The 25,171-nt window shown below is 67.3% G+C and carries 27 protein-coding genes; 15 read left to right on the top strand and 12 right to left on the bottom strand.

Annotated features, from left to right (window positions below; genetic code table 11):
- The first annotated feature begins 41 nt into the window (after positions 1-41).
- From LZK98_RS08435 to LZK98_RS08385, 11 genes are all read left to right on the top strand, one after another.
- A complete protein-coding gene (locus tag LZK98_RS08435) occupies positions 42-725 on the top strand; it encodes an HAD-IA family hydrolase (RefSeq protein ID WP_233786008.1) in 684 nt (227 codons plus the stop codon).
- 202 nt (positions 726-927) lie between these two features.
- Positions 928-2,163, top strand: a complete 1,236-nt coding sequence (locus LZK98_RS08430; RefSeq protein ID WP_233786007.1) for a sensor histidine kinase — start codon at positions 928-930, stop codon at positions 2,161-2,163.
- 42 nt (positions 2,164-2,205) lie between these two features.
- Positions 2,206-3,240, top strand: coding sequence for a PstS family phosphate ABC transporter substrate-binding protein (locus LZK98_RS08425; RefSeq protein WP_233786005.1), 1,035 nt, complete (start codon positions 2,206-2,208; stop codon positions 3,238-3,240).
- Positions 3,241-3,283: 43 nt separating this feature from the next.
- Positions 3,284-4,657 carry a phosphate ABC transporter permease subunit PstC gene (pstC, locus tag LZK98_RS08420; protein WP_233786003.1) on the top strand — a complete coding sequence of 458 codons (1,374 nt, stop codon included), beginning with the start codon at positions 3,284-3,286 and terminating at the stop codon, positions 4,655-4,657.
- The gene (gene pstA / locus LZK98_RS08415; RefSeq protein WP_406694055.1) at positions 4,650-5,927 is read left to right on the top strand and encodes a phosphate ABC transporter permease PstA; all 1,278 of its coding nucleotides are present in this window, start codon (positions 4,650-4,652) and stop codon (positions 5,925-5,927) included. The genes pstC and pstA overlap by 8 nt, the downstream gene beginning before the upstream one ends.
- A 26-nt stretch (positions 5,928-5,953) precedes the next feature.
- The gene (gene pstB / locus LZK98_RS08410; protein ID WP_233786533.1) at positions 5,954-6,700 is read left to right on the top strand and encodes a phosphate ABC transporter ATP-binding protein PstB; all 747 of its coding nucleotides are present in this window, start codon (positions 5,954-5,956) and stop codon (positions 6,698-6,700) included.
- A 14-nt stretch (positions 6,701-6,714) separates the two neighbouring features.
- Positions 6,715-7,413, top strand: coding sequence for a phosphate signaling complex protein PhoU (gene phoU, locus LZK98_RS08405; RefSeq protein ID WP_233786001.1), 699 nt, complete (start codon positions 6,715-6,717; stop codon positions 7,411-7,413).
- A 25-nt stretch (positions 7,414-7,438) separates the two neighbouring features.
- Positions 7,439-8,131 (top strand): phosphate regulon transcriptional regulator PhoB, encoded by a 693-nt coding sequence (gene phoB, locus LZK98_RS08400; RefSeq protein WP_233786000.1) that lies wholly within the window; start codon positions 7,439-7,441, stop codon positions 8,129-8,131.
- Between the two features lie 260 nt (positions 8,132-8,391).
- On the top strand, positions 8,392-8,709 hold the full coding sequence (locus LZK98_RS08395) for a hypothetical protein (protein WP_233785999.1): 318 nt from the start codon (positions 8,392-8,394) through the stop codon (positions 8,707-8,709).
- A 67-nt stretch (positions 8,710-8,776) separates the two neighbouring features.
- The gene (locus LZK98_RS08390) at positions 8,777-9,673 is read left to right on the top strand and encodes an SDR family NAD(P)-dependent oxidoreductase (RefSeq protein ID WP_233785998.1); all 897 of its coding nucleotides are present in this window, start codon (positions 8,777-8,779) and stop codon (positions 9,671-9,673) included.
- Positions 9,674-9,901: 228 nt separating this feature from the next.
- Positions 9,902-10,936 carry a hypothetical protein gene (locus LZK98_RS08385; protein WP_233785997.1) on the top strand — a complete coding sequence of 345 codons (1,035 nt, stop codon included), beginning with the start codon at positions 9,902-9,904 and terminating at the stop codon, positions 10,934-10,936.
- A gap of 117 nt (positions 10,937-11,053) precedes the next feature.
- Here LZK98_RS08385 and LZK98_RS08380 read toward each other — a convergent pair whose 3' ends face one another.
- Both LZK98_RS08380 and epsC read right to left on the bottom strand, forming a co-directional pair.
- Positions 11,054-11,398: a DUF2794 domain-containing protein gene (locus tag LZK98_RS08380; RefSeq protein ID WP_233785996.1), complete on the bottom strand. Its 345-nt coding sequence runs from the start codon at positions 11,396-11,398 to the stop codon at positions 11,054-11,056.
- Complete coding sequence (gene epsC, locus LZK98_RS08375) at positions 11,398-12,078, bottom strand: serine O-acetyltransferase EpsC (protein ID WP_233785995.1); 681 nt, start codon at positions 12,076-12,078, stop codon at positions 11,398-11,400. The genes LZK98_RS08380 and epsC overlap by 1 nt, the downstream gene beginning before the upstream one ends.
- A 150-nt stretch (positions 12,079-12,228) precedes the next feature.
- On the opposite strand from epsC, the gene LZK98_RS08370 reads away from it, so the two are divergent.
- The 3 genes from LZK98_RS08370 to ahpF all read left to right on the top strand — a co-directional run bounded on the left by LZK98_RS08370 (position 12,229) and on the right by ahpF (position 15,510).
- Complete coding sequence (locus LZK98_RS08370; protein WP_233785994.1) at positions 12,229-12,987, top strand: sulfite exporter TauE/SafE family protein; 759 nt, start codon at positions 12,229-12,231, stop codon at positions 12,985-12,987.
- A 291-nt stretch (positions 12,988-13,278) separates the two neighbouring features.
- The gene (gene ahpC, locus LZK98_RS08365; RefSeq protein WP_233785992.1) at positions 13,279-13,842 is read left to right on the top strand and encodes an alkyl hydroperoxide reductase subunit C; all 564 of its coding nucleotides are present in this window, start codon (positions 13,279-13,281) and stop codon (positions 13,840-13,842) included.
- Between the two features lie 90 nt (positions 13,843-13,932).
- Complete coding sequence (ahpF, locus tag LZK98_RS08360; protein WP_233785991.1) at positions 13,933-15,510, top strand: alkyl hydroperoxide reductase subunit F; 1,578 nt, start codon at positions 13,933-13,935, stop codon at positions 15,508-15,510.
- A 130-nt stretch (positions 15,511-15,640) separates the two neighbouring features.
- On the opposite strand, the gene LZK98_RS08355 is transcribed toward ahpF, so the two are convergent.
- Positions 15,641-16,333: a S24 family peptidase gene (locus LZK98_RS08355; protein WP_233785989.1), complete on the bottom strand. Its 693-nt coding sequence runs from the start codon at positions 16,331-16,333 to the stop codon at positions 15,641-15,643.
- On the bottom strand, positions 16,330-17,160 hold the full coding sequence (locus LZK98_RS08350) for a DNA adenine methylase (RefSeq protein WP_233785987.1): 831 nt from the start codon (positions 17,158-17,160) through the stop codon (positions 16,330-16,332). The genes LZK98_RS08355 and LZK98_RS08350 overlap by 4 nt, the downstream gene beginning before the upstream one ends.
- A 145-nt stretch (positions 17,161-17,305) precedes the next feature.
- Here LZK98_RS08350 and LZK98_RS08345 point away from each other — a divergent pair, with 145 nt between their 5' ends.
- Entirely contained in the window at positions 17,306-17,590 is a 285-nt protein-coding gene (locus tag LZK98_RS08345) for a hypothetical protein (protein ID WP_233785985.1), read from the top strand.
- An 85-nt stretch (positions 17,591-17,675) separates the two neighbouring features.
- Here the strand turns inward: LZK98_RS08345 and LZK98_RS08340 are convergent, their stop codons facing one another.
- The 8 genes from LZK98_RS08340 to LZK98_RS08305 all read right to left on the bottom strand — a co-directional run bounded on the left by LZK98_RS08340 (position 17,676) and on the right by LZK98_RS08305 (position 25,168).
- Positions 17,676-18,896 (bottom strand): phage minor head protein, encoded by a 1,221-nt coding sequence (locus LZK98_RS08340; protein WP_233785983.1) that lies wholly within the window; start codon positions 18,894-18,896, stop codon positions 17,676-17,678.
- Positions 18,889-19,203 carry a hypothetical protein gene (locus tag LZK98_RS08335; RefSeq protein ID WP_233785981.1) on the bottom strand — a complete coding sequence of 105 codons (315 nt, stop codon included), beginning with the start codon at positions 19,201-19,203 and terminating at the stop codon, positions 18,889-18,891. Before LZK98_RS08335 ends, LZK98_RS08340 begins: the two co-directional genes overlap by 8 nt.
- Positions 19,204-19,665: 462 nt before the next feature.
- Positions 19,666-20,358 (bottom strand): hypothetical protein, encoded by a 693-nt coding sequence (locus tag LZK98_RS08330; RefSeq protein WP_233785980.1) that lies wholly within the window; start codon positions 20,356-20,358, stop codon positions 19,666-19,668.
- Positions 20,355-22,418 carry a phage portal protein family protein gene (locus LZK98_RS08325; RefSeq protein ID WP_233785979.1) on the bottom strand — a complete coding sequence of 688 codons (2,064 nt, stop codon included), beginning with the start codon at positions 22,416-22,418 and terminating at the stop codon, positions 20,355-20,357. The genes LZK98_RS08330 and LZK98_RS08325 overlap by 4 nt, the downstream gene beginning before the upstream one ends.
- A complete protein-coding gene (locus LZK98_RS08320) occupies positions 22,418-22,654 on the bottom strand; it encodes a hypothetical protein (RefSeq protein ID WP_233785978.1) in 237 nt (78 codons plus the stop codon). Before LZK98_RS08320 ends, LZK98_RS08325 begins: the two co-directional genes overlap by 1 nt.
- Positions 22,654-24,207, bottom strand: coding sequence for a hypothetical protein (locus LZK98_RS08315; protein ID WP_233785977.1), 1,554 nt, complete (start codon positions 24,205-24,207; stop codon positions 22,654-22,656). The genes LZK98_RS08320 and LZK98_RS08315 overlap by 1 nt, the downstream gene beginning before the upstream one ends.
- Positions 24,204-24,617: a hypothetical protein gene (locus LZK98_RS08310; RefSeq protein WP_233785976.1), complete on the bottom strand. Its 414-nt coding sequence runs from the start codon at positions 24,615-24,617 to the stop codon at positions 24,204-24,206. The genes LZK98_RS08315 and LZK98_RS08310 overlap by 4 nt, the downstream gene beginning before the upstream one ends.
- Complete coding sequence (locus tag LZK98_RS08305; protein WP_233785975.1) at positions 24,614-25,168, bottom strand: phage protein Gp27 family protein; 555 nt, start codon at positions 25,166-25,168, stop codon at positions 24,614-24,616. The genes LZK98_RS08310 and LZK98_RS08305 overlap by 4 nt, the downstream gene beginning before the upstream one ends.
- Between the last annotated feature and the right edge of the window lie 3 nt (positions 25,169-25,171).

The following is a 25,171-nucleotide window of genomic DNA, read 5'->3' as shown; positions in this document are numbered from 1 at the left end:
GTCTTGCCAATTCCATAGCGAAGCGGCCATGCGCAGGGGCGATGCATGATTTTCCCTTTGCGATCGTCGGGTTCGATCTCGACGGCACTCTGCTCGACACTTCCGGCGATCTGACGGCGGCGGTCAATCACGCGCTGGGCGAGGCCGGGCGGCCGCTGCTGACGCGCGACGAGGTTGAGCCGATGATCGGTGGGGGCGCCAAAAATATGCTGCGCCTCGCGCTGGACGCCACCGGCGGCTGCTCCGACGAGGAGTTCCGGCGGCTCTACAAGCTGCTGCTCGGCTTCTACGAGGCTCACATCGCGGTCGAGAGTCGGCCCTTCCCCGGCATGATCGAGGCGGTCGATGTGCTGAAGGCGATGGGGGTGAAGGTCGGGATCGTCACCAACAAGTTCGAGGCGCTGGCCGAGAAGCTGATGCGCGAGCTGAACCTGCGCGACCGGTTCGACTGCCTGATCGGCGGCGACACGCTCGGCAAAGGCAATGCCAAGCCCTCCGCCGCGCCGATCCTGCACATGATCGAGTTGTGCGGGCGCGGTCCCGCCGCGTTCGTCGGGGACTCGATCTATGACATGCAGGCGGCACGTAATGCCGGCATACCGTCGATTGCGGTGAGCTTCGGCTTCCTGATGCAGCCGGTCGAGGAGCTAAAGGCGGATGCGGTGATCGATTCTTATGAGGCGTTGGTGCCGGTCCTGCAGAGGCTGAGTTCGGTGACAGTCTAGCTCCTCCCCGGCACGGGGAGGGGGACCAAGACGCGAAGCGGCTTGGTGGAGGGGGCCCTCGGCACCGGAATCCGTCGTGGAGGGCCCCCTCCACCACCGACCTGCGGTCGGCGGTCCCCCTCCCCGTACCGGGGAGGAGCTTTGAACCGCCGCCTGCTCCTTACCCTATCGCATTCCACGCTTGACGTTTAAGGCATCGTCCATGGGGTTCGGCTTGTCCGCACGCGCGCTCGTCGCCTTCGGTCTGATCGCGGTCGCCGCGCTGGTCGGCTATCTGCTCAATCACGACGTCTCGGCGATGTTGCTGGTGCTGGTCGCCGGCTTCGCGGCGGTGCTGCTGATGGCGGCGCTGCCCGAGGCGGAGCAGCGCGCGCCCCAGCCGACAGCGACGCCGTCGCCACATGCGGCAACCAGCGCGCTGATCGAGGCGATCGGCGAACCCGTGCTGGTGATCGCCGGTACCCGCGTCACCCACACCAACGCCGCCGCGCGCCAGCTGCTCGGCGAGCATATCCTGGGCGAGGACGTCCGCCTCGCGATCCGCCATCCGGCCGCGGCCGAACGGCTGGTCAACGCCGGCGGCGACGAGGGTCACCAGCCCATCCATCTCGTCGGGCTCGGCGCGCGCGACCAGCGCTGGGCGATGCAGGTCAGCGCGCTGCCCGACGGCCGCCGCGTCGTCCACCTGACCGATTCGACCGGCCGCCACGCCGCCGAGCGCATCCGCGTCGACTTCGTCGCCAACGCCAGCCACGAGCTGCGCACGCCGCTCGCCGCCCTGCTCGGTTTCATCGAGACGCTGAGCGACGAGGCGGGCGACGATCCCGCGATCCGCAAGCGCTTCCTGGGGGTGATGTTTGACGAGGCGCGGCGGATGCAGCGGCTGATCGACGACCTCATGTCGCTGAGCCGCATCGAAGCGGAGAAATACCGCGTGCCGGAGGAGAAGGTCGATCTCCAGGCGCTGGTCGAGGAGGTCCGTGCGGAGCTCGCCGCGACGCCCGATCCCCGCGGGGCCGACCTCGTGGTCGAGGCCAAGGCGGTCCCGGTGGTGATCGGCGACAGGGCGCAGCTTTCGCAGCTCCTCCACAATATCGCGGGCAACGCGATGAAATACGGCAAGGCCGGAACGCCGGTGCGGATCGCCGTCGCACCGGCCGGCAGCACGATGGTGCGGCTCACCGTCAGCGACGAGGGCGAGGGTATCGCGCCCGATCACCTGCCGCGGCTCACCGAGCGTTTCTACCGCGTCGATTCGGGGCGCAGCCGCTCGGTCGGCGGCACCGGTCTGGGGCTCGCCATCGTCAAGCATATCGTCGAGCGCCACCGCGGACAGCTCGATATCGCCAGCGAAGTCGGGCGCGGCACCACCGTTTCGATCCTGCTGCCGGCCGCGGTGTCATCAACCCGTAACGTGACTGAAACACAGGGCGCCTGAGGGCCGCGCGAGTCGCGCCCCTGGTCCTCGGGAGGCATCGACATGCGCATGTTCGGAAAGCTGGTGGCAGCGGCGCTGCCGATGTTGGCGCTCGCCGGCTGCGGCAGCCAGTCGCGCGACCAGATCAAGATCGTCGGATCGTCGACGGTCTATCCGTTCACGACCGCGGTCGCCGAGCAGTTCGTCAACAAGCATTCCAACATGAAGGCGCCCGTGGTCGAATCGACCGGCACCGGCGCCGGGGTGAAGCTGTTCTGCGCCGGAATCGGGCCGCAGCACCCCGACATCCTTAACGCCTCGCGCCAGATGAAGAAGTCCGAGTACGACACCTGCCAGCAGAACGGCGTCGGCGAGATCATGGAGATCCAGATCGGCACCGACGGCATCGCACTCGCGGAATCGAACAACGGGCCGAAATTCAAGCTCACTCGCCAGGACGTCTATCTGGCGCTCGCTGCCAATCCCAAGGGGGAGAAGAACACGGCCAGGACGTGGAAGGACGTCAATCCGGCGCTGCCCGCGATCCCGATCCAGGTCTATGGTCCGCCATCGACCAGCGGCACGCGTGACGCCTTCGTCGAGCTGGTGATGGACCCCGGCTGCGAGGCGGCCATGCCCGCGGCCAAGGCGATGAAGGCCGGTAATCCCGACCGGTTCAAGGACGTGTGCAGCAAGATCCGCGACGACGGCCCCTATGTCGACAAGGGCGAGAACGACAATCTCATCGTCCAGAACCTCGCGGCCAATCCGAACGCGGTCGGCATCTTCGGCTATAGCTATCTCGAGGAGAACAAGGACCGGCTGCACGGCGTGCCGCTGGAAGGGATCGAGCCGACCTATGAGACGATCGCGATGGGCCGCTATCCCGGCGCGCGGCCGCTCTATCTCTACGTCAAGAAGGCGCATCTCAAGGCCGTTCCCGGCCTCAAGGAATTCCTCGACGAATATGCCGAGGCGTGGAAGCCGAGCGGCCCGCTGGTCAAGCGCGGGCTGATCGCGGCGACCAACACCACGCGGCTGCGCTCGCAGGACATCCTCAACAACGGGATTGCGCTCAATCCGGCGACGCTCCACTGAGAAGGCAGCCGATCATCCTCATGCTCCGTCCGGATTTCGCCGCTTGAATCCTTATGCGCTCCTGTTCCTGGTCGCCGGACTCGGCCTGATCGGCTGGCTGACGGCGCGCGCCCGCGCAGTGCGCTTCGCCGGCGGGCCGGAGCGGCCGCATTCGCTGCCGAGCCAGCACGGCACCTATGTCGCGCTGTGGGTGGTGGTGCCGACGCTGATCTTCCTCGCCGTCTGGGCGGTGATCGAGCCTCAGATCGTCGCCGCGAGCGTGCTCGCCGATCCCGCCGCGAACGCGCTGCCGCCGTTCGGCTTCGAACGCGATTCGATCCTGGACGAGGCGCGCGCGCTCGCCAACGGCCATGCCTATGGTGCCTTCTTCCCTCTGTCGGAGCAGCTCGCGCCGCTGTTCGCCGCCGCCGAGCACCGCTACCGCTGGATCGCGACCGGCATCGCGGTGCTGCTCGCCTTCGCCGGTGGGGCCTATGCGCTGAGCCGCCTCGCCCCGGCGTTCCGCGCGCGCCAGCGGGTCGAGCGGACGATGATGCTGACCCTGCTGGTCGCCTCGCTGATCGCGATCCTGACCACGCTCGGTATCTTCGTGTCGCTGCTGTTCGAGAGCGCGCGCTTCTTCGCGGTGGTGCCGGTCACCGACTTCCTATTCGGGCTGCACTGGAGCCCGCAGGTGATCCCGGCGAACGATCCCGGATCGGTGCTGGGTGCGGTGCCTTTGTTCTGGGGTACTTTCTTCATCGGCGCGGTGATCGCGATGATCGTCGCCATCCCGTTCGGGCTGATGAGCGCGATCTACCTCACCCAATATGCCGCGCCGGCCGTGCGGCGGTGGATGAAGCCGATCCTCGAGATCCTCGCCGGCGTGCCGACCGTGGTCTACGGCTATTTCGCCGCGCTGACGGTGGGTCCGGCGATCCGCGACGTCGCGGTGATGCTGGGCATGACCTATGCCTCGTCGGAAAGCGCGCTGGCGGCGGGGCTCGTCATGGGGGTGATGATCATCCCCTTCGTCTCGTCGATGGCGGACGATTCGATCGCCGCCGTCCCCACCGCGATGCGCGACGGCAGCCTGGCGATGGGCGCGACCACCAGCGAGACGATCTCGCGCGTGCTGCTGCCGGCGGCGCTGCCGGGCGTGGTCGCCGGCGTGCTGCTCGCGGTCAGCCGCGCGATCGGCGAGACGATGATCGTGGTGATGGCCGCCTCCGGCGCCGCGACGATCACGCTCAACCCGTTCGAGAGCGCGACCACCGTCACCAAGCAGATCGTCGACCTGCTGACCGGCGAGGCCGAGTTCGACAGCCCCAAGACGCTCGCCGCCTTCGCGCTGGGGCTCACGCTGTTCGTCATCACCTTCCTGCTCAACATCGTCGCGCTGCGCGTGGTGAAGCGCTATCGGGAAGCTTATGAATAGCGCGCCCGTCCCCGCCACCCCGGCGCGCGTGCCGACCGACTGGCGCACCCAGGCGATGCAGCGTCGCCTGAAGCGCCGCTACGCCGCCGAGCGGCGGTTCCGGCTCCTCGGGCTCGGCGCGATCGTGCTGTCGGCGGCGTTCCTGGTCTATCTGCTGGCGACGATGCTCGGCAGCGGCATTCAGGGATTCCAGCGCACCGAGGTCAGGCTGCCGATCGACTTCGCCGCGCTCGAGCTGCCGGTGACGCGCGAGCAGCTCTCCGGCCGTGGCGCCGACCTGGCGCTCGCCAGCGCGGGGCTGGAGGAGCAGGTGTCGGTGGCGGCGGTGAAGGCGTTCGGCGAGGGTGCCGACGACTGGATCGCCGGCAACGCCTGGACCACGGTGCGCGACGCGGTGAAGGCCGATCCCTCGCTGCTCAAGCGCAAGGCGGTGATCGCCGTCCCCGCCTCCGCCGAGATCGACGGCGCCGCCCGTGGATCGGGCCGCCCGGAAGCCGAGGCGGCTTATGCCAAGCTCGCTGAGGCCGATGCGGTGAAGAGCGGCTTCAACTGGGGCTTCCTCACCCGCGCCGATGCGACCGATCCCGGCGCGGTCGGCATCTGGGGCGCGCTCAAGGGGTCGCTGCTCACCATGCTGGTGACGCTGCTGATCGCCTTCCCCGTCGGCGTGCTCACGGCGATCTATCTCGAGGAATATGCGGTCAAGAACCGTTGGACCGACCTGATCGAGGTATCGATCAACAACCTCGCCGCGGTGCCCTCGATCATCTTCGGCCTGCTCGGGCTCGCGGTGTTCCTCGGCACCTTCCACCTGCCGCGGTCGGCGCCGATCGTCGGCGGCATGACGCTGGCGCTGATGATCATGCCGGTGATCGTCATCGCCGGTCGCAACGCGATCAAGGCGGTGCCGCCCTCGATCCGCGACGCCGCGCTCGGCATCGGGGCGAGCCGCATCCAGGTGGTGTTCCACCATGTCCTGCCGCTGGCGCTGCCCGGCATCCTCACCGGCACGATCATCGGCATGGCGCGCGCGCTCGGCGAGACCGCACCGCTCCTCATGATCGGCATGCGTGCCTTCATTGCCCAGGCGCCCGACGGGCTGACCGATCCGGCGACGGTGCTGCCGGTGCAGATTTTCCTGTGGTCGGACGAGGTCAGCCGCGGCTTCGTCGAGAAGACCAGCGCCGCGATCCTGGTGCTGCTGCTCTTCCTGCTGGCGATGAACGGCCTCGCCATCTATCTTCGCAACAAGTTCGAGACTCGCTGGTGACGATCGACACGACCGAAACGCTCAAGATGGCGGCCCGCAACGTCAGCGTCTTCTACGGCGCCAAGCAGGCGGTGAGCGACGTGTCGATCGACATCGACATGGAGCATGTCACCGCCTTCATCGGCCCCTCCGGGTGCGGCAAGTCGACCTTCCTGCGCACCATGAACCGCATGAACGACACCATCCCGTCGGCGCGGGTCCAGGGCAACATCACGCTCGACGGCGAGGACATCTACGCCCCTGCGATGGACGTGGTGCAGCTGCGCGCCCGCGTCGGCATGGTATTCCAGAAGCCGAACCCCTTCCCCAAGTCGATCTACGAGAACGTCGCCTATGGCCCGCGCATCCACGGGCTCGCCGCGTCCAAGGCCGATCTCGACGCGATCGTCGAGCGGTCGCTGAAGCGCGCCGGCCTGTGGGACGAGGTCAAGGACAGGCTGCAGGAAAGCGGCACCGCGCTGTCCGGCGGCCAGCAGCAGCGGCTGTGCATCGCCCGCGCGATCGCCGTCGATCCCGAGGTGATCCTGATGGACGAGCCCTGCTCGGCGCTCGACCCCATCGCCACGGCGCGCATCGAGGAGCTGATCCACGAATTGCGCGGCAACTATGCGATCGTGATCGTTACGCATAACATGCAGCAGGCCGCACGCGTCTCGCAGCGCACCGCGTTCTTCCACCTGGGGCAGCTCGTCGAATATGGCGAGACCAGCGAACTGTTCACCAACCCGCAGCAGCCCCGGACGAAGGATTACATCACCGGCCGCTACGGCTGAGGAGTTCGAGTAGAATGGCAACCGGCCACGAACATACGGTCAAGGCGTTCGACCAGGACATCGGCGAACTGCGCGGCCTCATCAGCCAGATGGGCGGCCTCGCCGAGCAGGCGATCGCCGACGCGATCACCGCGCTCCAACGCAACGACACCGCGCTGGCGAGCGAAGTCCGCGCCAAGGACAAGGACCTCGACGCGCTCGAGGCCGAGGTCGAGAAGCTGGCGGTCCGCGTGATCGCGCTGAGGGCGCCGATGGCGGACGACCTGCGCGAGGTGATCGCCGCGCTCAAGATCGCCGCGGTGATCGAGCGGATCGGCGACTATGCCAAGAACATCGCCAAGCGCGTGCCGTCGATCCACGGCGAGGACCGCATCGAGCCGATCTCGATCCTGCCGGCGATGGCCGCGCTCGCCGCCGACATGGTACACGATGTGCTCAACGCCTTCTCCGCGCGCGATGCCGAGGCGGCGGTGCGCGTGCACGAGCGCGACAGCGCGCTCGACGATTTCTACAACTCGATCTTCCGGGTGCTGGTCACCTACATGGTCGAGAACCCGCGCACGATCAGCCAGGTCGCGCACCTGCTGTTCGTCGCCAAGAACCTGGAGAGGATCGGCGATCACGCCACCAACATCGCCGAAATGGTCTATTTCGCCGCCACCGGCCGCTATCTCGCCGACCGCGAGACCGGCGACGCTGGCGGCGGCGTTTGAACCCTAAAGTACCGGGGGAACCGATATGAGCCGAGCCCGAATGCTGCTGGTCGAGGATGATCCGGCGCTTGCCGAACTCGTCACCTGGCACTTCCGTCGCGAGGATTTCGACGTGCGCCAGACGCCCGACGGCGAGGAGGCGCTGCTGCTCGCCCGGGAGGCGACGCCGGACATCGTGCTGCTCGACTGGATGGTCGAGGGCCTGTCCGGGATCGAGGTGTGCCGGCGCCTCAGGCGCTCGCCCGACACCGCCAACGTGCCGATCATCATGCTGACCGCGCGCGGCGAGGAGGAGGACCGCGTGCGCGGCCTCGAGACCGGTGCCGACGACTATGTCACCAAGCCCTTCTCGCCCCGCGAGCTGGTCGCGCGCGTCAACGCGGTGCTGCGCCGCGTGCGGCCGGCGCTGGCCGGCGAGGCGCTGACCTATGCCGACATCGAGATGGACACGGTCGGCCACAAGGTCCGCCGCGGCGGCGACGTGGTGCCGCTGGGACCCACCGAGTTCCGGCTGCTCAAGCATTTCCTCGAGCATCCCGGCTGGGTGTTCTCGCGCGAGCGGCTGCTCGACGCGGTATGGGGGCACGACAGCGACATCGAGAGCCGCACGGTCGACGTCCACATCCGGCGGCTCAGAAAGGCGATCAACGTCGGCGGCCGGCCCGACATCATCCGCACCGTCCGCTCCGCCGGCTACGCGCTTGACGCGGGGGGCTGACCCCCAAAATCCTCCCCGGCACGGGGAGGGGGACCAAGACGCGTAGCGGCTTGGTGGAGGGGGCCCTCGGCACCGGAATCCGTTGTGGAGGCCCCCCTCCACCACCGACCTCCGGTCGGCGGTCCCCCTCCCCGTGCCGGGGAGGAGCTTTAACGCTTCCCCCCCACATTACATTTGCGTCAGGCGCGAAACGACTTTCGCCGCTCTGCGTTAGCCTCCTCGACGCACGCGCTTCGTGCGCCGTTCTCGAGGAGAGACTGATGAAGTCGATCATCGTGGCGGGAATGCTCGCCATCGCCGCTCCCGCCTTTGCGCAGGATCAGACGCAACCTCCACCGCCGCCGCCCGACACGGCGAGCCCCACGGCGCCCACCACCGGCACTACGCCGGACCCGGCCGGCGGCTACCAGCCGAGCACGCCGGCGCTCCAGGGCACGCCGCAGCCTGGGGTGCAGCCCACCTTCCAGCAGGCGCCTCCGCCGGACCAGGCGTTCCCGCCACCGGCTCCGCTCGCCAAATACCCGCCGTGCAAGAAGGGCGAGACCGACCATTGCATGCAGCGCCGCAGCCCAAAATAGGCCGCTTTCCCTTTACGTAAACGTGCGCTACAGCCTCCCCGGATCACGGATTCGGGGAGGTTTTTCCATGTCCATTAGCTTCGACGGCAAGGTCGCGATCGTCACCGGTGCGGGCGGCGGCCTGGGGCGCGCCTATGCGCTCGAGCTGGCGCGGCGCGGTGCGAAGGTGGTCGTCAACGACCTCGGCGGCGCGCGCGACGGCACAGGCCATTCGGACGCGGCGCTCAAGGTGGTCGAAGAGATCAAGGCCGCCGGCGGCGAGGCGATGTCGAACGGCGGCAGCGTCACCGAATATGCCCAGATGGTCGAGATGGTCGCCAAGGCCAAGGAGGCCTGGGGCGGCGTCCATATCCTGATCAACAACGCCGGCGTGCTTCGCGACAAGAGCTTCGCCAAGATGGAGCCGGAGGATTTCCGTTTCGTCGTCGATGTCCACCTCAATGGCTCGGCCAACTGCACCAAGGCGGTGTGGGAGACGATGCGCGAGCAGAACTACGGCCGGATCCTGATGACGGCGTCGTCGACCGGGCTCTACGGCAATTTCGGCCAGGCCAACTACGGCGCGGCCAAGCTCGGCCTCGCCGGGCTCACCAAGACGCTGTACCTGGAGGGCGCCAAGTACAACATCCGCGTCAACACCATCGCGCCGACCGCCGGCACGCGCATGACCGAGGACATCTTCCCCGGCGACGCGTTCAAGCTGTTCGCGCCGGAGGCGGTGGCGCCGGCGGCGCTGTTCCTGGTGAGCGAGGACGCGCCGACCAACATGATCGTCGGCGCCGGCGCCGGCGTATTCCAGGCGGCCTATGTTACGCTGACCCAGGGCAAGCGGCTGCAGGGCGAGGAACTGAGCCCGGAGGGAGTCGCGGCACATTGGGCCGAGATCATCGACCGCACCGGCGAGATGACGCCGCAGTCGGGCGCCGAACAGGCGATGTCGATCATGAAGCTGCTGCAGGGGTGATCGCTTCAATCCTCCCCCGCCAGGGGGAGGTGTCAGCCGCAGGCTGACGGAGGGGGCGGACGGCAACCCGCTATCGCTGTGCTTCCTCCCCCTCCGTCACGCTTCGCGTGCCACCTCCCCCTGGCGGGGGAGGATTGAAAGTGGCCGTCCCAAGGCTTTCACATCAACTGTATTGCTAGAACAACACACCAGTGCTATCCTCCCCGTCGCGAGGGGGAGGAGCATGGCATGTACAGCGAAACCGACCTGAACAGCGCGGTCGACGCGGGGGTGTTGACCCCCGAGGCGGCCGCGGCGTTCCGCAACCATATCGCCGCGACCCGGCTCGCGCCGGCGGTCGACGAGGAGTCGTTCCGGCTCCTCACCGGCTTCAACGACATCTTCGTCGCCATCGCGATCGCGCTGCTGCTGACCGCGGTGGCGTGGATCGGCGGGTGGATCGCCGATCCGGCCGGCGGCGCAGCGGTGGCGGTGGTGTCCTGGGCCCTCGCCGAATATTTCACGCGCCGGCGCCGGATGGCACTGCCGTCGATCCTGCTGCTGCTGACCTTCGTCGGCGGCGTCGCCGCGGCGCTGGTCGGCGTGATGACTGAGACCAATCCCGACCTGCCCGACCGGCTCGACGCGGTGATCATCGCCGGCATCGCGCTGGTGACGGCCGGCGCGGCATGGCTGCACTGGCGCCGCTTCATGGTGCCGATCACCGTCGCCGCGGGCGGCGCGGCGCTGGTCGGCGTGGTCGTCGCACTGTTCATGGCGGCGACCGGCGCGCGCGATGAGGCCGTCTATCCGATGGTGCTGGTCGGCGGCGTCGCGATGTTCGCCGTCGCGATGTGGTGGGACATGAGCGACCGCGAGCGCCGTACCCGCCGCGCCGACGTCGCCTTCTGGCTGCACCTCGCCGCCGCCCCGATGATCGCGCATTCGGTGTTCCACATGCTCGGCGTGTTCGACGGGACGATCGGGATCGGCATGGCGCTGGTGGTGCTGGCGCTCTACGTCGCGTTCGGCTTCGTCGCGCTGGCCGTGGACCGGCGCGCGCTGCTCGTCTCCAGCCTCGCCTATGTGCTCTACGCGCTCTACGCACTGTTCCAGAAGGCCGGCGCGGTCGAGCTGTCGGCGGCGTTCACCGCACTGGTGATCGGGTCGGCGCTGCTGCTGCTCTCCGCCTTCTGGCATCCGGCGCGGCGGCTGGCGGTGTCCCTACTCGGCGACCTCGCCAAGCGGCTGCCGCCGGTGCAGCAGGCGGTGGCGGCGGTATAGGGTCCATAAGCCCTCTCCCCTCCGGGGAGAGGGTTGGGAGAGGGGCAGTGCCGCAGGCGATGGTCTCGGTGAGACCTCACCCCCTCTCCCCAGCCCTCTCCCCAAGGGGAGAGGGAGTTATGCCTCGACGATCTTGAGCAGCCGCCGCTCCACCGGCGCCAGCACGGGGCTCAGCTCATGCCCCCGTTTCAGCACCATGCCGTGCTCGCCGACCAGCGCCCACATGCCCTGGCGGTTGCGCAGCGCCGGGCGCTTCTCGATGCGGTATTCGGGCCGTTCGGCGGAGCGGCGGAAGGCGGCGAACACCGCCGCCTCATGGCCGAGCTGGATCGCATAGTCGCGCCAATGCCCCGCCGCGACCATCCGGCCGTAGAGATCGAGGATGCGGGTGAGCTCGAGCCGCTCGAAGCCGATCTGCAGCGGGGTGCGGTCCGGCAGCGGGAAGGGCGTGACCGTCCCCATCAGGCGCGGTCGCGCTCCACCTCGCGCTCGGCGAGCAATTTGTCGATCCGCTTGCGCAGCCCCTCCAGCTCGGCGCGCATCGCCTCCAGCCGCTGGCCGGCCGGGTCGCAGTCGCTGCTGCAGGGCGTGCCATAGGGCACGAACTCGCGCTGATATGTGTCGGCCTCGACCAGAGTCGGCTTGGCGGGGATGCCGACCATCACCGCGCTTGGCTGGACGTCGCGCGTGACCACCGCATTGGCGCCGATCCGCGCGCGCGGACCGACCGTGATCGGCCCCAGCACCTGCGCGCCCGAGCCGACGATCACCCCATCGGCGATGGTCGGGTGGCGCTTGCCGCCGACGCCGTTGTCAGGGCTGGTACCGCCCAACGTCACGCATTGATAGATCGTCACGTCGTCGCCGATCTCGGCAGTCTCGCCGATCACGGTGAAGCCATGATCGATGAAGAAGTTGCGGCCGATCTTCGCGCCCGGATGGATGTCGATCGCGGTCAGGAAGCGGGCATAATGGTTCACCGCACGCGCCAGGAAGAACAGCTCGCGGCGATAGAGTGCATGGGCAATGCGGTGCATCCCGAGCGCGAGCACGCCCGGATAGAACAGGATTTCCCAGCGCGACCGCGGCGCGGGATCACGCGCCTTGATCGAATCAAGATAGGCCACGAGCCCAGCAAACATCGGCACGATCCCCTTAATCGGCTGCATGTAGGCCTCTCCGCCGCCGAATTCCAGCGTCGGCAACTTTCGGTTTGGCGTGGTAAAACTCTATCTGTCTTGTGGGATTTGGCCGCCGCAGCCATTCTGGACCCTGGGCAGCTGGAGACGTGCATGGGCGGTATCGATTGGTCGCAGCTGCTGCCGTTCATCGCGGTGGGCTTTGCGGCGCAGATCGTCGACGGCGCGCTCGGCATGGCTTTCGGGGTGATCAACTCGACGCTGATGGTGAGCGTGATGGGGGTCTCCCCTGCCCTCGCCTCGGCCAGCGTGCATGTGGTGGAGACCTTCACCACCGCCGCGTCCGGCATCAGCCATGTCGCGCACCGCAACGTCGACTGGCGGTTGTTCCGGCGGCTGGTGATCCCCGGCGTGATCGGCGGTGCGCTGGGCGCCTTCGTGCTGTCGAGCGTCGACGCGTCGGTCGCGCGGCCGTTCGTGATGGCCTACCTGGCTGCCATCGGCCTCTACCTGCTGCTGCGCGCCTGGCGCGGCCGGGTGGAGCCCAAGCAGCCCAAGGTGATCGAGCCGCTCGGGCTCGTCGGCGGTTTCCTCGATGCGGCGGGCGGCGGCGGTTGGGGACCGGTGGTGACGAGCAACCTGCTGATCCAGGGATCGACCCCGCGCACGACGATCGGCACCGTCAACACCGCCGAGTTTTTCCTGACCTCCACCATCTCGGCGACCTTCCTCGTCGCGCTGGGGCCGGAGGCTTTTACGCTGCACACGGTAGGGCTGCTGATCGGCGGCGTCGCCGCGGCACCTTTCGGCGGCTGGCTCGCGCGCCACGTGCCGGCACGGCCGATGATGGCGCTGGTCGGCACGCTACTGACGGTCATCAGCGCGTACAGCATCTACCAGGCGGTCAGCTGATCTTAGATCCTCCCCGGCACGGGGAGGGGGACCGCCGACCGAAGGTCGGTGGTGGAGGGGGATATCCACAAGCGAATCGCCAGCGGCCAGCCCCCTCCACCATTCGCTGACGCGAATGGTCCCCCTCCCCGTGCCGGGGAGGAACTTGTTGCCCGATCAATCCTATTCGATTGATCGCCTCAGTCGATCACATCGACCAAGGCTTCCCATTTTACCTCCGCCACAGCGCCCCTATATGCGGCAGTGCAGCGCCGATTTGTGCCGCAACGCAAAAACTGGAGAAAGAGACACATGTCGCTGATTGGTAGCACCATCAAGCCGTTCACCGCGCAGGCCTACAAGGAAGGCAAGTTCGTGACCGTCACGGACGCCGACGTGAAGGGCAAGTGGGCGGTGTTCTTCTTCTATCCGGCCGATTTCACCTTCGTCTGCCCGACCGAGCTCGAGGACCTGGCCGACATCTACCCGACGCTGCAGAAGATGGGCGTCGAAGTCTATTCGGTGTCGACCGACACGCATTTCAGCCACAAGGCGTGGCACGACACCTCGCCCGCGATCGGCAAGATCAACTATTTCATGCTGGGCGACCAGAACCACGTGCTGTCGACCAACTTCGAGGTCCTGCGCGAGGGCCAGGGCCTGGCCGACCGCGGCACTTTCGTGGTCGATCCGGAGGGCGTGATCCAGCTCGTCGAGATCACCAGCGAGGGCGTCGGCCGCAACGCGGCTGAGCTGCTGCGGAAGATCAAGGCGGCCCAGTATATTGCGGCGCACCCGGGCGAGGTCTGCCCCGCCAAGTGGGAAGAGGGCGAAGAGACCCTCGCGCCGTCGCTCGACCTCGTCGGCAAGATCTAAGCTAGCCCAGCCCCCTTGGGCGAACCGCGGCCCGGGGTGGATGACCCTCCGCCCCGGGCCGTTTTGTCTGAAGTTTCCGGAGATTACCCGATGCTCGACGCCAATCTCACGCAGCAGCTCAAGGCCTATCTGGTCAACATCCGCGAGCCGATCGAGCTGGTCGCCAGCCTCGATGACGGCGCCAAGTCGCGCGAGCTCGGCGAGCTCCTGGGCGAGATCGCAGCGCTGTCGGACAAAGTCACGGTGGTCCGCGCCGACGACGACGCGCGCCGGCCGAGCTTCCTGGTCCGACGCGTCGGCACCGACATCGGCGTACGTTTCGCCGGCATTCCGCTCGGGCATGAGTTCACCAGTCTGGTCCTCGCCCTCCTCCACGTCGGCGGGCATCCGTCCAAGGCGGCGCAGGAGGTGATCGAGCAGGTCAAGGCGCTTGAGGGCCAGCATCATTTCGAGACCTATTTCTCGCTGACCTGCCAGAACTGCCCGGACGTGGTGCAGGCGCTCAACCTGATGGCGGTGCTCAACCCCGGCATCACCCATACGGCGATCGACGGCGGGCTGTTCAAGGACGAGGTCGAGGCCCGCCAGATCATGGCGGTGCCGACCGTATTCCTCAACGGCGAGCCGTTCGGCCAGGGCCGCATGGAGCTGGAACAGATCGTCGCCAGGCTCGATAGCGGCGCGGACAAGCGCGCGGCCGAGGCGATCGCGAAGAAGGAGCCGTTCGACGTGCTGGTGGTCGGCGGCGGCCCGGCCGGCGCGGCGGCGGCGATCTATGCCGCGCGCAAGGGCATCCGCGTGGGGCTGGCGGCGGAGCGGTTCGGCGGGCAGGTGCTCGACACCATGGCGATCGAGAACTTCATCTCCGTCCCCTACACCGAGGGGCCGAAGCTCGCCGCGCATCTGGAGCAGCACGTGCGCGAGTACGACGTCGACATCATGAACCTGCAGCGCGCCGAGGCGCTGGTCCCGGCCGGCCGTGAGGGCGGCCTCCACGAGGTGAAGCTCGCCAACGGCGCCTCGCTCAAGGCGCGCACGGTGATCCTGTCGACCGGCGCGCGGTGGCGGACGATGAATGTCCCCGGCGAGGCCGAATACCGCAACAAGGGCGTCGCCTATTGCCCGCACTGCGACGGACCGCTGTTCAAGGGCAAGCGCGTCGCGGTGATCGGCGGCGGCAACTCGGGCGTCGAGGCGGCGATCGACCTCGCCGGCATTGTCGCGCACGTCACGCTGATCGAGTACGACAGCCAGCTGCGCGCCGATGCGGTGCTGCAGCGCAAGCTCGCGAGCCTCAACAACGTCAAGATCATCACCTCGGCGCTCACCACCGAGGTGCATGGCGACGGGCAGAAGGTGACCGGCCTCAGCTACAAGGATCGCAACCACGACACGATGCACCAGGTCGAGCTGGAGGGCATATTCGTGCAGATCGGGCTGGTGCCGAACACCGAGTGGCTGAAGGACGCGGTGGCGCTGACTCCGCGCGGCGAGATCGAGATCGACCATCGCGGCGAGACCTCGCAGCCCGGCGTGTTCGCGGCGGGCGATGCCACCACCGAGCCCTACAAGCAGATCGTGGTGGCGATGGGCGCGGGCTCGACTGCGGCGCTGTCGGCGTTCGATTACCTGATCCGGCTGCCGGCGGAGCTATCGGAAGCGGCGTAACCAGCCCTGTTCTAAGCCCCTCCCCTTCAGGGGAGGGGTTGGGGGTGGGGGAGTGCGGCAGGCTCTGTCGCTTGAGGCCACGCCCCACCCCCACCCCTCCCCTGAAGGGGAGGGGCTAATTTGCCGAACCCTAAAACTCCCGCGTCAGGCGCACCACGCGACCGAGCACCTCGACCTCGGCTTTGTCGCGCAGATCCTCCGGCCAGTCGGGATTGTCGCTGACGATCCGCCAGCGCCGCCCCTCGCCTGCCAGCCGCTTGACCCGCAGCGCCTCGTCCACCCGGATCACCCAGATCGCCGCGCGCGTGCCGGGGCGGCGCTGGCCGCGGTCGACGAGGATGCGGTCGCCGTCGTGCAGCGTCGGCGCCATCGAATCGCCGCTGACGGTGATCTCCGACGCATCCTCCGGCCGCACGCCCATGCGGGCCAGCTCCTCGGCGGGATAGCGCGTCGGCCGCATCGCCTCGCCGTCGACCAACTGGCCGGCGCCGGCGGCGGCGCTCACCTCGATCCGCGGCACGGTGACGATGTGACGGGACAATAAATCTATCGAGACAAATCGGGCGGGATTTGGCGGGATCAGCCGGGACGAAGTGAGACGAAAACGGCCGAAAACTGCGGGTTTCGAGCGGCGCACAGCGGCCTTGCGCAATTTGTGGCCAGCTTTCCAGTTCGATTTTCCAGTTCGGCCGTTGCAACGCTGCTGAAAGCCGCGGAAATCCGTGATCGCGCGCCGCGATTTTCCAGTTTCCAGCAATCGCGCTTGCGAGATCGCGAAAATGGCGGATTTCTGCCGCTCCGGGAAGGATGGCGCGCCGATCATGCGCCGCCGCCCGAAATGATCAACTCGGTGACCGCCGCGACCTTCGCTCCGCCGCCCGCCGTGTAGCTCGTCGTCTCATCCTCGATCGTGAAACGGCCGAACAGGTCGCGGATCAACGGCGTGTCGTTGATGCTCATGATGAAGCGTCCGCGCAGGCGGGCTAGGCGGTCGGCGAGGGCGGCAAAATCGGCCTCCGAGAACATGCCTGGGCCGTAATAGTGCTCGGTGCCGTGGTACGGCGGATCGAGGAAGAAGAGCGTCTCCGGCCGGTCCCAGCGGTCGATGAAGGCCGCCCAAGGAAGGCGGTCGATCGTCACCGGCGCGAGCCGCTCGTGCAGATCCTCCAAGATCGGGCCGAGCTTCGTCACGTCGAACCGCGCCGACGTCGTGTAGGAAATGCCGAAATTCCGGCCGACGACCTTCCCGCCGAACGCCGCGCGTTGGAGGTAGAGGAACCGCGCCGAGCGCTCCAGATCGGTGAGCGTGGTCGGGTCGGTGCGCAGCAGCCGGTCGAAGTCGGCGCGGGTGGTGAGCTGGTAGCGCAGCATCTCCATGAACGGCACGTAGTGGCGCTGGAGGATGCGGAAGAAGGTGGTGACGTCCTCGCTCCAGTCGTTGATCACCTCGACGGTCGGCCGGAGATCGCGGCGCAGGAAGACGCCGCCCATGCCGACGAACACCTCGGCATAGATCGAGTGCGGGACGGCGCTGATCCGCGCGGCCAGGCGCTGCGCGAGCTTGCGCTTGCCGCCGACATAGGGCGCGGCGGTACGCACGGGTATTACGGGCAGCAGCGCGCCCGGCGATTGGATAGGACTCGACTCCACGACAACGTTCTTTCTATGTTCTGCCCGCCCGAGCTTGGGTGGCGGGGTGATTCCGGCGTGTCGACACCGGATCATGGCGGGTCGTGACCGCCGGCTTGGGGCGCGCCAACGCCCCGACCCCCGCCCTTTCAGACGGAGAGATTTCATGGATGACGACGATGATCGGCTGTACGTCGACAAGAAGCTGCGCGTGCACATCTCGGTCGCGCTCAAGACGGCATCGCCCGGCCTATTCTCGACGCTCAAGAGCGGTCCGACGTTCGCGAAGGAGGCCGCGCATCGCGAGCTGGTGGACCGCATTGCAACGTCGCTGCTGCGCAGCTTCGAGATCGGCCAGTTGGATGCGAACTCGGGACTGTACGTCACGAACTACTGCCCTCCGTTGAACATCGAGGAGGGGCGCGCTACATCGTGGAAACGGCGCGCGTGACACGGTGAACCTGCCAGCCGTAGGACCGCGGAGACGCGGGATCGGATGCGAGGGAACGGCAGTCCTCGCCGCGCGCCGGCCACCATCACAGCACGACTTCCTCGTCGCGGTTGCGGAGCCGCTGCACGTCGCGCTCGCGCGCCCAGCGGAAGCTCTGCAGGTATAGCTCGCGGCGGTCGGCGGTGACCTTGACGTTCGCGAGCAGATAGCGGTCGTCCGCCACCTTCAGCAGGATCAGCCGGGTATCGCCGGAGCGGAATACGAGATCGGGCGCGGCCCCGATCTCGGGCAAGCGGCGATAGTCCGCGACCGTCAACTCGGGATGGCCGGCGCTGCGATCGGTGGCGCCGAGCTGCTTGGCGTAGGTGTCGCTCGACAGGATGACGACGTGCGCTTCGGCCTCGATCAATCCGCGGATGCGATCGTCGAGCACCATTACCGGGAAGCCGGCTCCGGGCTCCGTCAGCGTTTCGAGGAACGCGTCCGACGCGACCAGGTCGTCGAGCACGGATCGTGCCGCGGCGATGTCGAGCGGCGCCATTGCTTCGATCGACTGGATCGCCTTGTCGGCAACCGCCCGCATACTCGCCTTGCCGGGATTGTAGCCGAAGCCAGGCGAAATGCCGGCCGGCACCGCCTCCGGTTTCGCGACGCCGGCACGATAGAAGAGCCGGGGCGGTCCCTCCTCGGGCGGCTTGGTGACCGACCAGCCGTGGCGATCGAGATCGCGCTGGGAGAGCTGGCGGACGGTGCAGCGGCAATACCATCCGCACGGCGGGAAATGCGTGTCCCACCACGGATCGTCGACCGGGAGGATCGTGCCGTGCCAGATACGGTGCTGGGGACGCGTGCGCGCGTCCATGACGGCGGTGTAGCGGAGGAAGGGACGCTCGCCCTTCAGCTCCTGAATGCGCTTCCAGCGGCCCGCCGCGCGGCTCATGCGCAAGTTGGTATCGTAGATGGTCCGCAGCCGGCGCGGCCCGACGAAGACGGCATCGTCGGTGCCGGTCAGATCGCGGTCGCGGACCATGCCCCACCAACCGGCCTTCTGTAGCTCGGGGAGGATGTTCGCCTGCCATTGCTCGAAGGTGCCACCGTTGCGGATCACGTCGTCGAGCGAGCCGCGGATCGTGGCGAGGAGATCGAGCTTGGCGACCTTGGCGACGGTGAAGCCGCGAGCATGATCGTCGTGCCACATCTCGCTCCAGCGGACGGTGGTGCGCAGCTCGTCGCGCGCCTCGAAGGCGCGGACGGTGTCCTCTGGCGGCAGGCCGATGACAGCGCTGATCGATGGCCGGTCAGGCATCGATACCCGCCATCATCATGAGCTGTTCTTCATCGATGACCTCGGCCTGGCCGTTCGGCCGGGCGAGAACGAACCGATTTTTGTCGTCGACCTGGCTGTCGAGCAGCTTTCGGCAGGGCGAGACCTCGATGCTATGCCGAAAGAACAGGACCAAAATGGCCTCAAAGGTGCGATCGACGGTGGCGCGCGCGTCGATTGCCAACGCGCCGAGGAACTCGTCGGCGACGGAGGGACGGCGGTGCTGCAGAAGCGCGAGCAGACGCGTTGCGACGACGCGAGTGAGGCACAGCTCGTCCTCGACGGACATATCGGCAACCAGGCTCGCATAACTGCGTGGGCGCAGGCGCCCTTGTGCGGCGAATGCCCGCGTCTCGCGCCGAGGTCGTGACGATCGGCGGCTATGCATAGTTGGGTGCGGACGTGGTGAGGGCGGCGCAAGCTTTCGCCCAAGCGGACTTGCGAAAGTCAGGCTCCGCCCCATCCGGTCCGTGATCGAAGATTGATCTGCAAGCGTCGCGCCATCCTCGATCGAACGCCTCCCGCAATCCGCTTTGGGCGCGTATCGACCAGCGGGCAACCGCCTCGGCAATTGTATTGCCGGGACCGCCTTCGGTGCCGCAACTCGGGCGAGTGCACTTGACGCGGCCCCAATCCTGCTCCTGCGGCCAGACAAGGTAGCCGGGTGCGTCGCACATCGGGCATCGCGCGAGTTCGCCGTGCTTCTCGACCGCGCGCTGATGCATTGAAGGCGCCTGCTTGTCAGTGGTTGTCATGCTGCCAGCCTCATTTCATCGACGAGGGCGTCACCCCATTGCTGAGCCATCGCCGCGGCGATGCCCGGAAAGAATCGGCTACGCTCCTGCCCCCTGGCTTCACCGTGCTTGCCCCACCCGGAGTGACGGTGAACGCGCGACCAATGTCGATGTGCGTCCGTGCCCCGCGCGGGTGGGGTCAGCATCCGGGTCGGTACCAGCGGCGGGAGGTTGCGCAGATAGAGGCCCGTCGCCTTGAACTGCGGATCGCCGAACCACCATGGTTGGACGATCTGCGGCGGCGCATAGTTGACGATCCGCTCCCGCGCGTGCCGATGCATAATCGGGTTCTCGATCGCGACGTGCGGGATATTCAGGACGTTCCAGAGGTCCGAGAACAGCTCGGCGCCTTCCTCCAGCTCGCGCCACATTTCGGCCAAGGAGCGACCGGGCGGAGGCGCCGTCAACCACCGGACGCCGCTATTGCACAGGCGCGTGCAAGGCGGGTGAGCGATGATCAACAGATCCCAGCCCCAAGGCAGCACGTTGCGCACGTCGTTTCGGATGTGGCGGTTGCTGCCGCGCTCGTCGGGCAGAACGTCGCAGCTCCAGGCATCGAAGCCGCGCCGCAGGAAGGCATCGCGGACGATGCCGGATCGCTCGCAGCCGATCAGCACGCGCTTGCTGCCGAATAGGTCGAGCTGCATCATCGTTCTTCCGAGCTGTCGGTCAGGGCGTCGATGCGGGCGGCGAAACCGGCGCGGGCGAGGCTTTCGATGAGCGCCTGGTCGCCGGCCAGCTCAGCCTCGCGGGCGAGGATGGCGATGACGTCGTCTCGCGACGTCGCGGCCTGGAGCTGCTCGACCAGCGGGTCGACGATCGGTCCGATCAGCTCGCGCCAGCCCTCGTCGGCCATGATCGTGTCGACGGCCTCGTCGATCACGTCGCGCGGCGCGGCCGGCTCGGCGAAGCTCACCTCGATAAGCTTGTCGTTCCAGCCTTCGTCGAGCGGCTCGAAGATCTCTGGGCCGAAGACCAGCTCGCCGCGATAGGGCTCGATCGCGGCGAGATCGAGATCGTCGCCCGCATAGGTGAGCGTGATGTGCGGATAGTACTCCAGATAGTCCCAGGAGGCGCCCTTGTCCCGCATCTCCCGGTTGCGCCAGCACAGATTATTGGACGCGAAATGGAGCACGATCGCCCGCTCGCCAAGCCGATCGACGACACGCGGCCCACCGGCCGGGATCTCCAGCTTGGGCTCGGCGCCATATTCCTGCGCCATCTCGAACCAATTCACCGGGCGGCGGGAGTAGGCGACGGTGACGTGGAGGTCGGTCGGGGGCACCATCGACGCGAAGCCCTGCCCGCGCGCCCATTCGACGACGTCGGCGGTGTTGAGCAGACGGCGGTAGACATAGAGCGTCTTGGGATCGCTGGCCGCGAATGCCACGGCGCCGGCCACGGTCGGATCGACGCGATTGTCATCGGCCGTGCCGGGCTTTTCGACCACGGCCGGAGCGGCGGGCGGTGCGGGCGGCGTATCCGCTTGCTCCTTCCGCTCGTAGCCGTCCCCATAGACGTCGCGGAAGCTCTCCTCGGTTCGGGTCCAGCCGAGGCGGGAGATGGCCTCGTCGGTCTCGGCGGATACCTTGAGATCAATCTCCTCCTCGGCAACGCGCACGACACGCGGCGCAGCGACGTCAGTGCCGAAGTTGAAATCGGTGTACCAGCGGGCGGGACCACCGGTCTCTGCATCGCCGGTGAAACTGTCCGTCAACAGGTCGGCATCGGCGATGACGACCTCATCTTTGACGCCCTCATGCACGTTGGCCTGGTTGGAACCCAGGCCGGCCGCGCCCGCATCCGTCGTCATGGTCTGCGAGAGGATGATCTTCGCGATGGCGCCGTCCATGTAGCGACAGGCCGCGCCGAAATCGGCGCCGTTCTTCGCCAGCTCCAACAGCTCGACCTCCATGCCCTCGGGCACGACGAAGCCGCTATCGGTGGCGATGGCCTGGACCGCGGCCAAGAGCTTCATCTGATCGTCGCGGCTGGCGCCACGCGGATAGGTGCCCTTGGCGGTGGGGACCGAAAACTTGTCGAGGAAGATGTTCCAGAAGCGCACGCCATTACGCTTGAACAGCACGGGGAAATACAGCCACTCGGCGAGGCCGCGGCCATAGGTGGTGTCGTCGTCGGTACCGCCCGAGGTGGTCACCCAGAACTTGCGGTCGGGCAGGATCTCGCCGCGCATGTTGGCGCGGGTGAGCAACCGCAGCCGGCCATCCTTGTCGTAACGGAAGCGGCGAGCATGGCGGACGCGGATTTTCGACCAGGCCAACTGCCCGTCGATCGGCGCCCACATCAGCTCGGCGACCGAATAGCCGAACAGGACGGCGTAGAGCTTCTTCTCGGTGATCCGGTCCCAGCCTACGCGCTCGATCGCCTTCTTGAGACCATCTGCAGCGGCGACGGAGCGCGGATCCTGGTCGTCGCCGGGAACGACGTTCCACTCACGCGCGACGACGCCGCGGATCCGCTGTTCCATGCACGACTTGACCTGATCGTCGAGCAGGACGCGGTCGTAGAGGCCCCAATCGATCGCATTGGTGATGCGCGGATCCGGCGACTCTTCAAGCTCGGAGATCCATGGGCGGGTGATGTCGCGACCGTCGCGGGTGGTGGCGATCTCGCCGGCAAGATCAGCGGGCACGCGGGCGATGCCACCACGCTGCATCCACCCGCCCCAGGAACGGGGAGCCTGTGCCATCAGCTATTCCTCTCGATCTTGGCCGCGATGCGGTCGCGCTCGTGATCGAGCGCCTGGAGGATCCCGCGCGCATCGCTACGGGTGGTACGGTCGCTCACTGCTCGGATGAGCGTGACCTCATCCCCTTCGATGGCGGTGACGAGGACGTGGACCTTGCGTCCCTCACCCTCCAGCACCGCGACCAGCGCCTTCGCTTCCTCATCGGCGAGCTTGCTCCATGCTTCCCTGGGAGACATCACCAGCCTCCCCGCGCGCCGAAATTGTCGTGACGGACGATCGTGCCGAAGCCGGTGGTGGTGACCGCGAAATCGGAGGCGGTGACGCGGCGGCTATCGACCGTGTGAAGATCGATGGGCTGGATATCCTCGTCCGCCGCGCAGACGAGGTTCATGAGCGCTATGGCGTAGTCGCCGTGGCGCTTGCCCTTCGCTCCGTCTGCCTTGTCGTCGGTTCGATCGACGATCATCGGCACGCCCTTGACCATCTTGATTAGGCGGAGATCGTCGACGACGCCGTCGCTGCGCGGAACAAGGATGGTGCCATCATCGAAGCGCGCTTTCATGCGCGGCATCCGGGCGAGATAGATCTGCTGGGTCGCCATCACTGCTTCGATCCGGTCGAAGCCCCAATCAGACTGCATATCCTCGGCGAGCTGCTGGCCATTGCCGCGGGCGTCCATCTTGCCGGCCGTCCACATCGGCAGGTGCCGGCACAGATAGTCGAGGATCATCTTCTGCTCGCGGAACGGCACGTTGCGCAGCTCGATGCCGAGACGGTTGTGCAGGATCGCGGCGGGATCGATCTGGCCACAGGCGATCGTCGAAAGGTCACTCGACCGCGCGAAGTCCTGACCGAAGAAGGATCGCCGATTAGGATCGAAGAGCTTATCGATCAGCGGCCGGACGATGTCGTGAAGCCAGTCGGCGATATAGGTCTCGCGCCACTGACGATCGCGGCGCTCGAAGCCATCCTCCAGCGTCAGGCGGACCACCGGGTAGTCCGGCGTCATGCACGCTTCGATCGTCGCGCGCGGCAGATAGGTGCCGGATCCGCGGGCCGGGATCACGTCCAGCTCCTCGGCCGCCGATTCGCCGTAGGTGGCGCGGAGCTTACGCTCCCATTCGGCCTCGGCCTCCGGCGACCATTTCTTTCCGGTGACCAGGCAGATGCGCTTGTAGAGCCCTTGCTCAAGGGCGTCCTTCAGCGTGGTGCGGTGGACCACACCCTCCCGCTTGCCGGAGCGGATGTCCTCGATCAGCGTATTGAAGTCGTTGTCGGCGCCGGCATGGGTGGAGATGACGGCGACGCGCCCGCCCCACATGACCAAGGCGAGCGCGGCGGTGAGCACCGCCTCCAGGTCGTCGTGATAGGCGCCCTCGTCAATGATGACGTCGCCCTGCATACCGCGCAGCGAGCGTGGCCTGGACGAGAGGGCGACGATCGACTTGCCGGATGGGAAGTTGATCCGGAGGGCGAGAATGCCCTCCTCGGAGCCGTCGTCGAACAGGAACTCGTCGGGCTCGGACGCGGCTTCGTTGAACGCCTTCGCGAAATCACCGCAATAAGCGATGAATTCACGCGCCATGTCGCGGTTGTAGCCGATGTAGTAGGTGTTGGTTGGTCGCACCCGCGGGGAGGCTTTGACCACCGCGTTGGCGGCGAAACCATAGGTGAGACCTGTACGACGCGACTTCTCTTCGACGAACAGACTGTTTGCGTTGAAGAGGTTGATCGCCTCAACCTGATAGCGAAGCAGGATCGCAGGAATGTTGGCGTCGGCGGCGCTCATCGGCCGCCTCCGTACCGGCGCCCAAGGCGTGCGCGGCGCGGCTGACGGACGCCCTCGTTGGGATCGCGCCAATCCACACCGCCAGCGACGATGCGACCGAGAATGCGACAGACTTCATCGTAGCCGGCTTCACCGTCGAGCGAGGTGTAGGAGACGTGCGGGATAGGGCGGCCGTGGTTGGTTCGACGCAGCCCATGGTCAGACACGCGGATCAGCCAACGATGACCGCGCTTGTCGAAGAGGTTGAGATAGCGCGAGTTGCTGTTGGTGAACCGGCTCGCCTCGATCTTCCCGACACGGAAGCCGAGCCGCGATGCGAAATCGGCCAGGCGGAGCGCAAGTGCGGAGATCGCTCCGGGCGCTGGGTGACCCGAGCCCCGGACGATGCTGATCAGCGGCTCGGGCGTCATGCCTCGATCCCAAGGATCTTCGCGCGGATCCGGCTGAGCGTTTCCTCGCTGGCGCCGGCAGCGCGGCCGGCGGCGTCGGCATCCTCGGCCGCCTTGGCGCGCGCGGCCTTGGCAGCTTCCTCGCGGATCTTCGCCTCGCGCTCGACATCGATCTTGGCCGCGGAGGTCGCGTCCTTCACCGCTTTCGCGAGCCGCGACAGCTCCAGCGCTCCGATCTCGATCTGCTCGCCGTCCTCGTCGGCACCCATCGCGATCGGCATGATCGTGCGGGTGACGACGCTGGTCATGAGCTGGACCATCATTCGGGTCTGGAGATCGTCCTCGGTGCCGAACTCCTTCCCGAACGCCTCGGCGATCGAGCGCATGTTGCGCTGCTCGCGCGCCAGCTCGGCGAAGCCCTTGGCATAGCGGCCTACGCCGGAGCGCGACGCCTCGCCGCCCATATCGCGGATCAGGGAGACGATCGCGTCAATCGTCTCGCCGCGCTTCAACGCGTCGTGGACTGCCGACAGGATCTCGGGCGGGAGTTGCTCGACCTTCGACCGGGCCATCGA

It is taken from the genome of Sphingomonas cannabina (assembly GCF_021391395.1).
GTDB lineage: Bacteria > Pseudomonadota > Alphaproteobacteria > Sphingomonadales > Sphingomonadaceae > Sphingomonas > Sphingomonas cannabina.
This window is presented reverse-complemented; position numbering and strand designations above follow the sequence as displayed.

Coding starts and splice junctions, on each gene's coding strand:
- LZK98_RS08435 (WP_233786008.1), top strand. CDS start 42: ATGCATGATTTTCCCTTTGCGATCGTCGGGTTCGATCTCGACGGCACT.
- LZK98_RS08430 (WP_233786007.1), top strand. CDS start 928: ATGGGGTTCGGCTTGTCCGCACGCGCGCTCGTCGCCTTCGGTCTGATC.
- LZK98_RS08425 (WP_233786005.1), top strand. CDS start 2,206: ATGCGCATGTTCGGAAAGCTGGTGGCAGCGGCGCTGCCGATGTTGGCG.
- pstA (WP_406694055.1), top strand. CDS start 4,650: ATGAATAGCGCGCCCGTCCCCGCCACCCCGGCGCGCGTGCCGACCGAC.
- pstB (WP_233786533.1), top strand. CDS start 5,954: ATGGCGGCCCGCAACGTCAGCGTCTTCTACGGCGCCAAGCAGGCGGTG.
- phoU (WP_233786001.1), top strand. CDS start 6,715: ATGGCAACCGGCCACGAACATACGGTCAAGGCGTTCGACCAGGACATC.
- phoB (WP_233786000.1), top strand. CDS start 7,439: ATGAGCCGAGCCCGAATGCTGCTGGTCGAGGATGATCCGGCGCTTGCC.
- LZK98_RS08395 (WP_233785999.1), top strand. CDS start 8,392: ATGAAGTCGATCATCGTGGCGGGAATGCTCGCCATCGCCGCTCCCGCC.
- LZK98_RS08390 (WP_233785998.1), top strand. CDS start 8,777: ATGTCCATTAGCTTCGACGGCAAGGTCGCGATCGTCACCGGTGCGGGC.
- LZK98_RS08385 (WP_233785997.1), top strand. CDS start 9,902: ATGTACAGCGAAACCGACCTGAACAGCGCGGTCGACGCGGGGGTGTTG.
- LZK98_RS08380 (WP_233785996.1), bottom strand. CDS start 11,398: ATGGGGACGGTCACGCCCTTCCCGCTGCCGGACCGCACCCCGCTGCAG.
- epsC (WP_233785995.1), bottom strand. CDS start 12,078: ATGTTTGCTGGGCTCGTGGCCTATCTTGATTCGATCAAGGCGCGTGAT.
- LZK98_RS08370 (WP_233785994.1), top strand. CDS start 12,229: ATGGGCGGTATCGATTGGTCGCAGCTGCTGCCGTTCATCGCGGTGGGC.
- ahpC (WP_233785992.1), top strand. CDS start 13,279: ATGTCGCTGATTGGTAGCACCATCAAGCCGTTCACCGCGCAGGCCTAC.
- ahpF (WP_233785991.1), top strand. CDS start 13,933: ATGCTCGACGCCAATCTCACGCAGCAGCTCAAGGCCTATCTGGTCAAC.
- LZK98_RS08355 (WP_233785989.1), bottom strand. CDS start 16,333: ATGATCGGCGCGCCATCCTTCCCGGAGCGGCAGAAATCCGCCATTTTC.
- LZK98_RS08345 (WP_233785985.1), top strand. CDS start 17,306: ATGGATGACGACGATGATCGGCTGTACGTCGACAAGAAGCTGCGCGTG.
- LZK98_RS08340 (WP_233785983.1), bottom strand. CDS start 18,896: ATGCCTGACCGGCCATCGATCAGCGCTGTCATCGGCCTGCCGCCAGAG.
- LZK98_RS08335 (WP_233785981.1), bottom strand. CDS start 19,203: ATGTCCGTCGAGGACGAGCTGTGCCTCACTCGCGTCGTCGCAACGCGT.
- LZK98_RS08330 (WP_233785980.1), bottom strand. CDS start 20,358: ATGATGCAGCTCGACCTATTCGGCAGCAAGCGCGTGCTGATCGGCTGC.
- LZK98_RS08325 (WP_233785979.1), bottom strand. CDS start 22,418: ATGGCACAGGCTCCCCGTTCCTGGGGCGGGTGGATGCAGCGTGGTGGC.
- LZK98_RS08320 (WP_233785978.1), bottom strand. CDS start 22,654: ATGTCTCCCAGGGAAGCATGGAGCAAGCTCGCCGATGAGGAAGCGAAG.
- LZK98_RS08315 (WP_233785977.1), bottom strand. CDS start 24,207: ATGAGCGCCGCCGACGCCAACATTCCTGCGATCCTGCTTCGCTATCAG.
- LZK98_RS08310 (WP_233785976.1), bottom strand. CDS start 24,617: ATGACGCCCGAGCCGCTGATCAGCATCGTCCGGGGCTCGGGTCACCCA.
- LZK98_RS08305 (WP_233785975.1), bottom strand. CDS start 25,168: ATGGCCCGGTCGAAGGTCGAGCAACTCCCGCCCGAGATCCTGTCGGCA.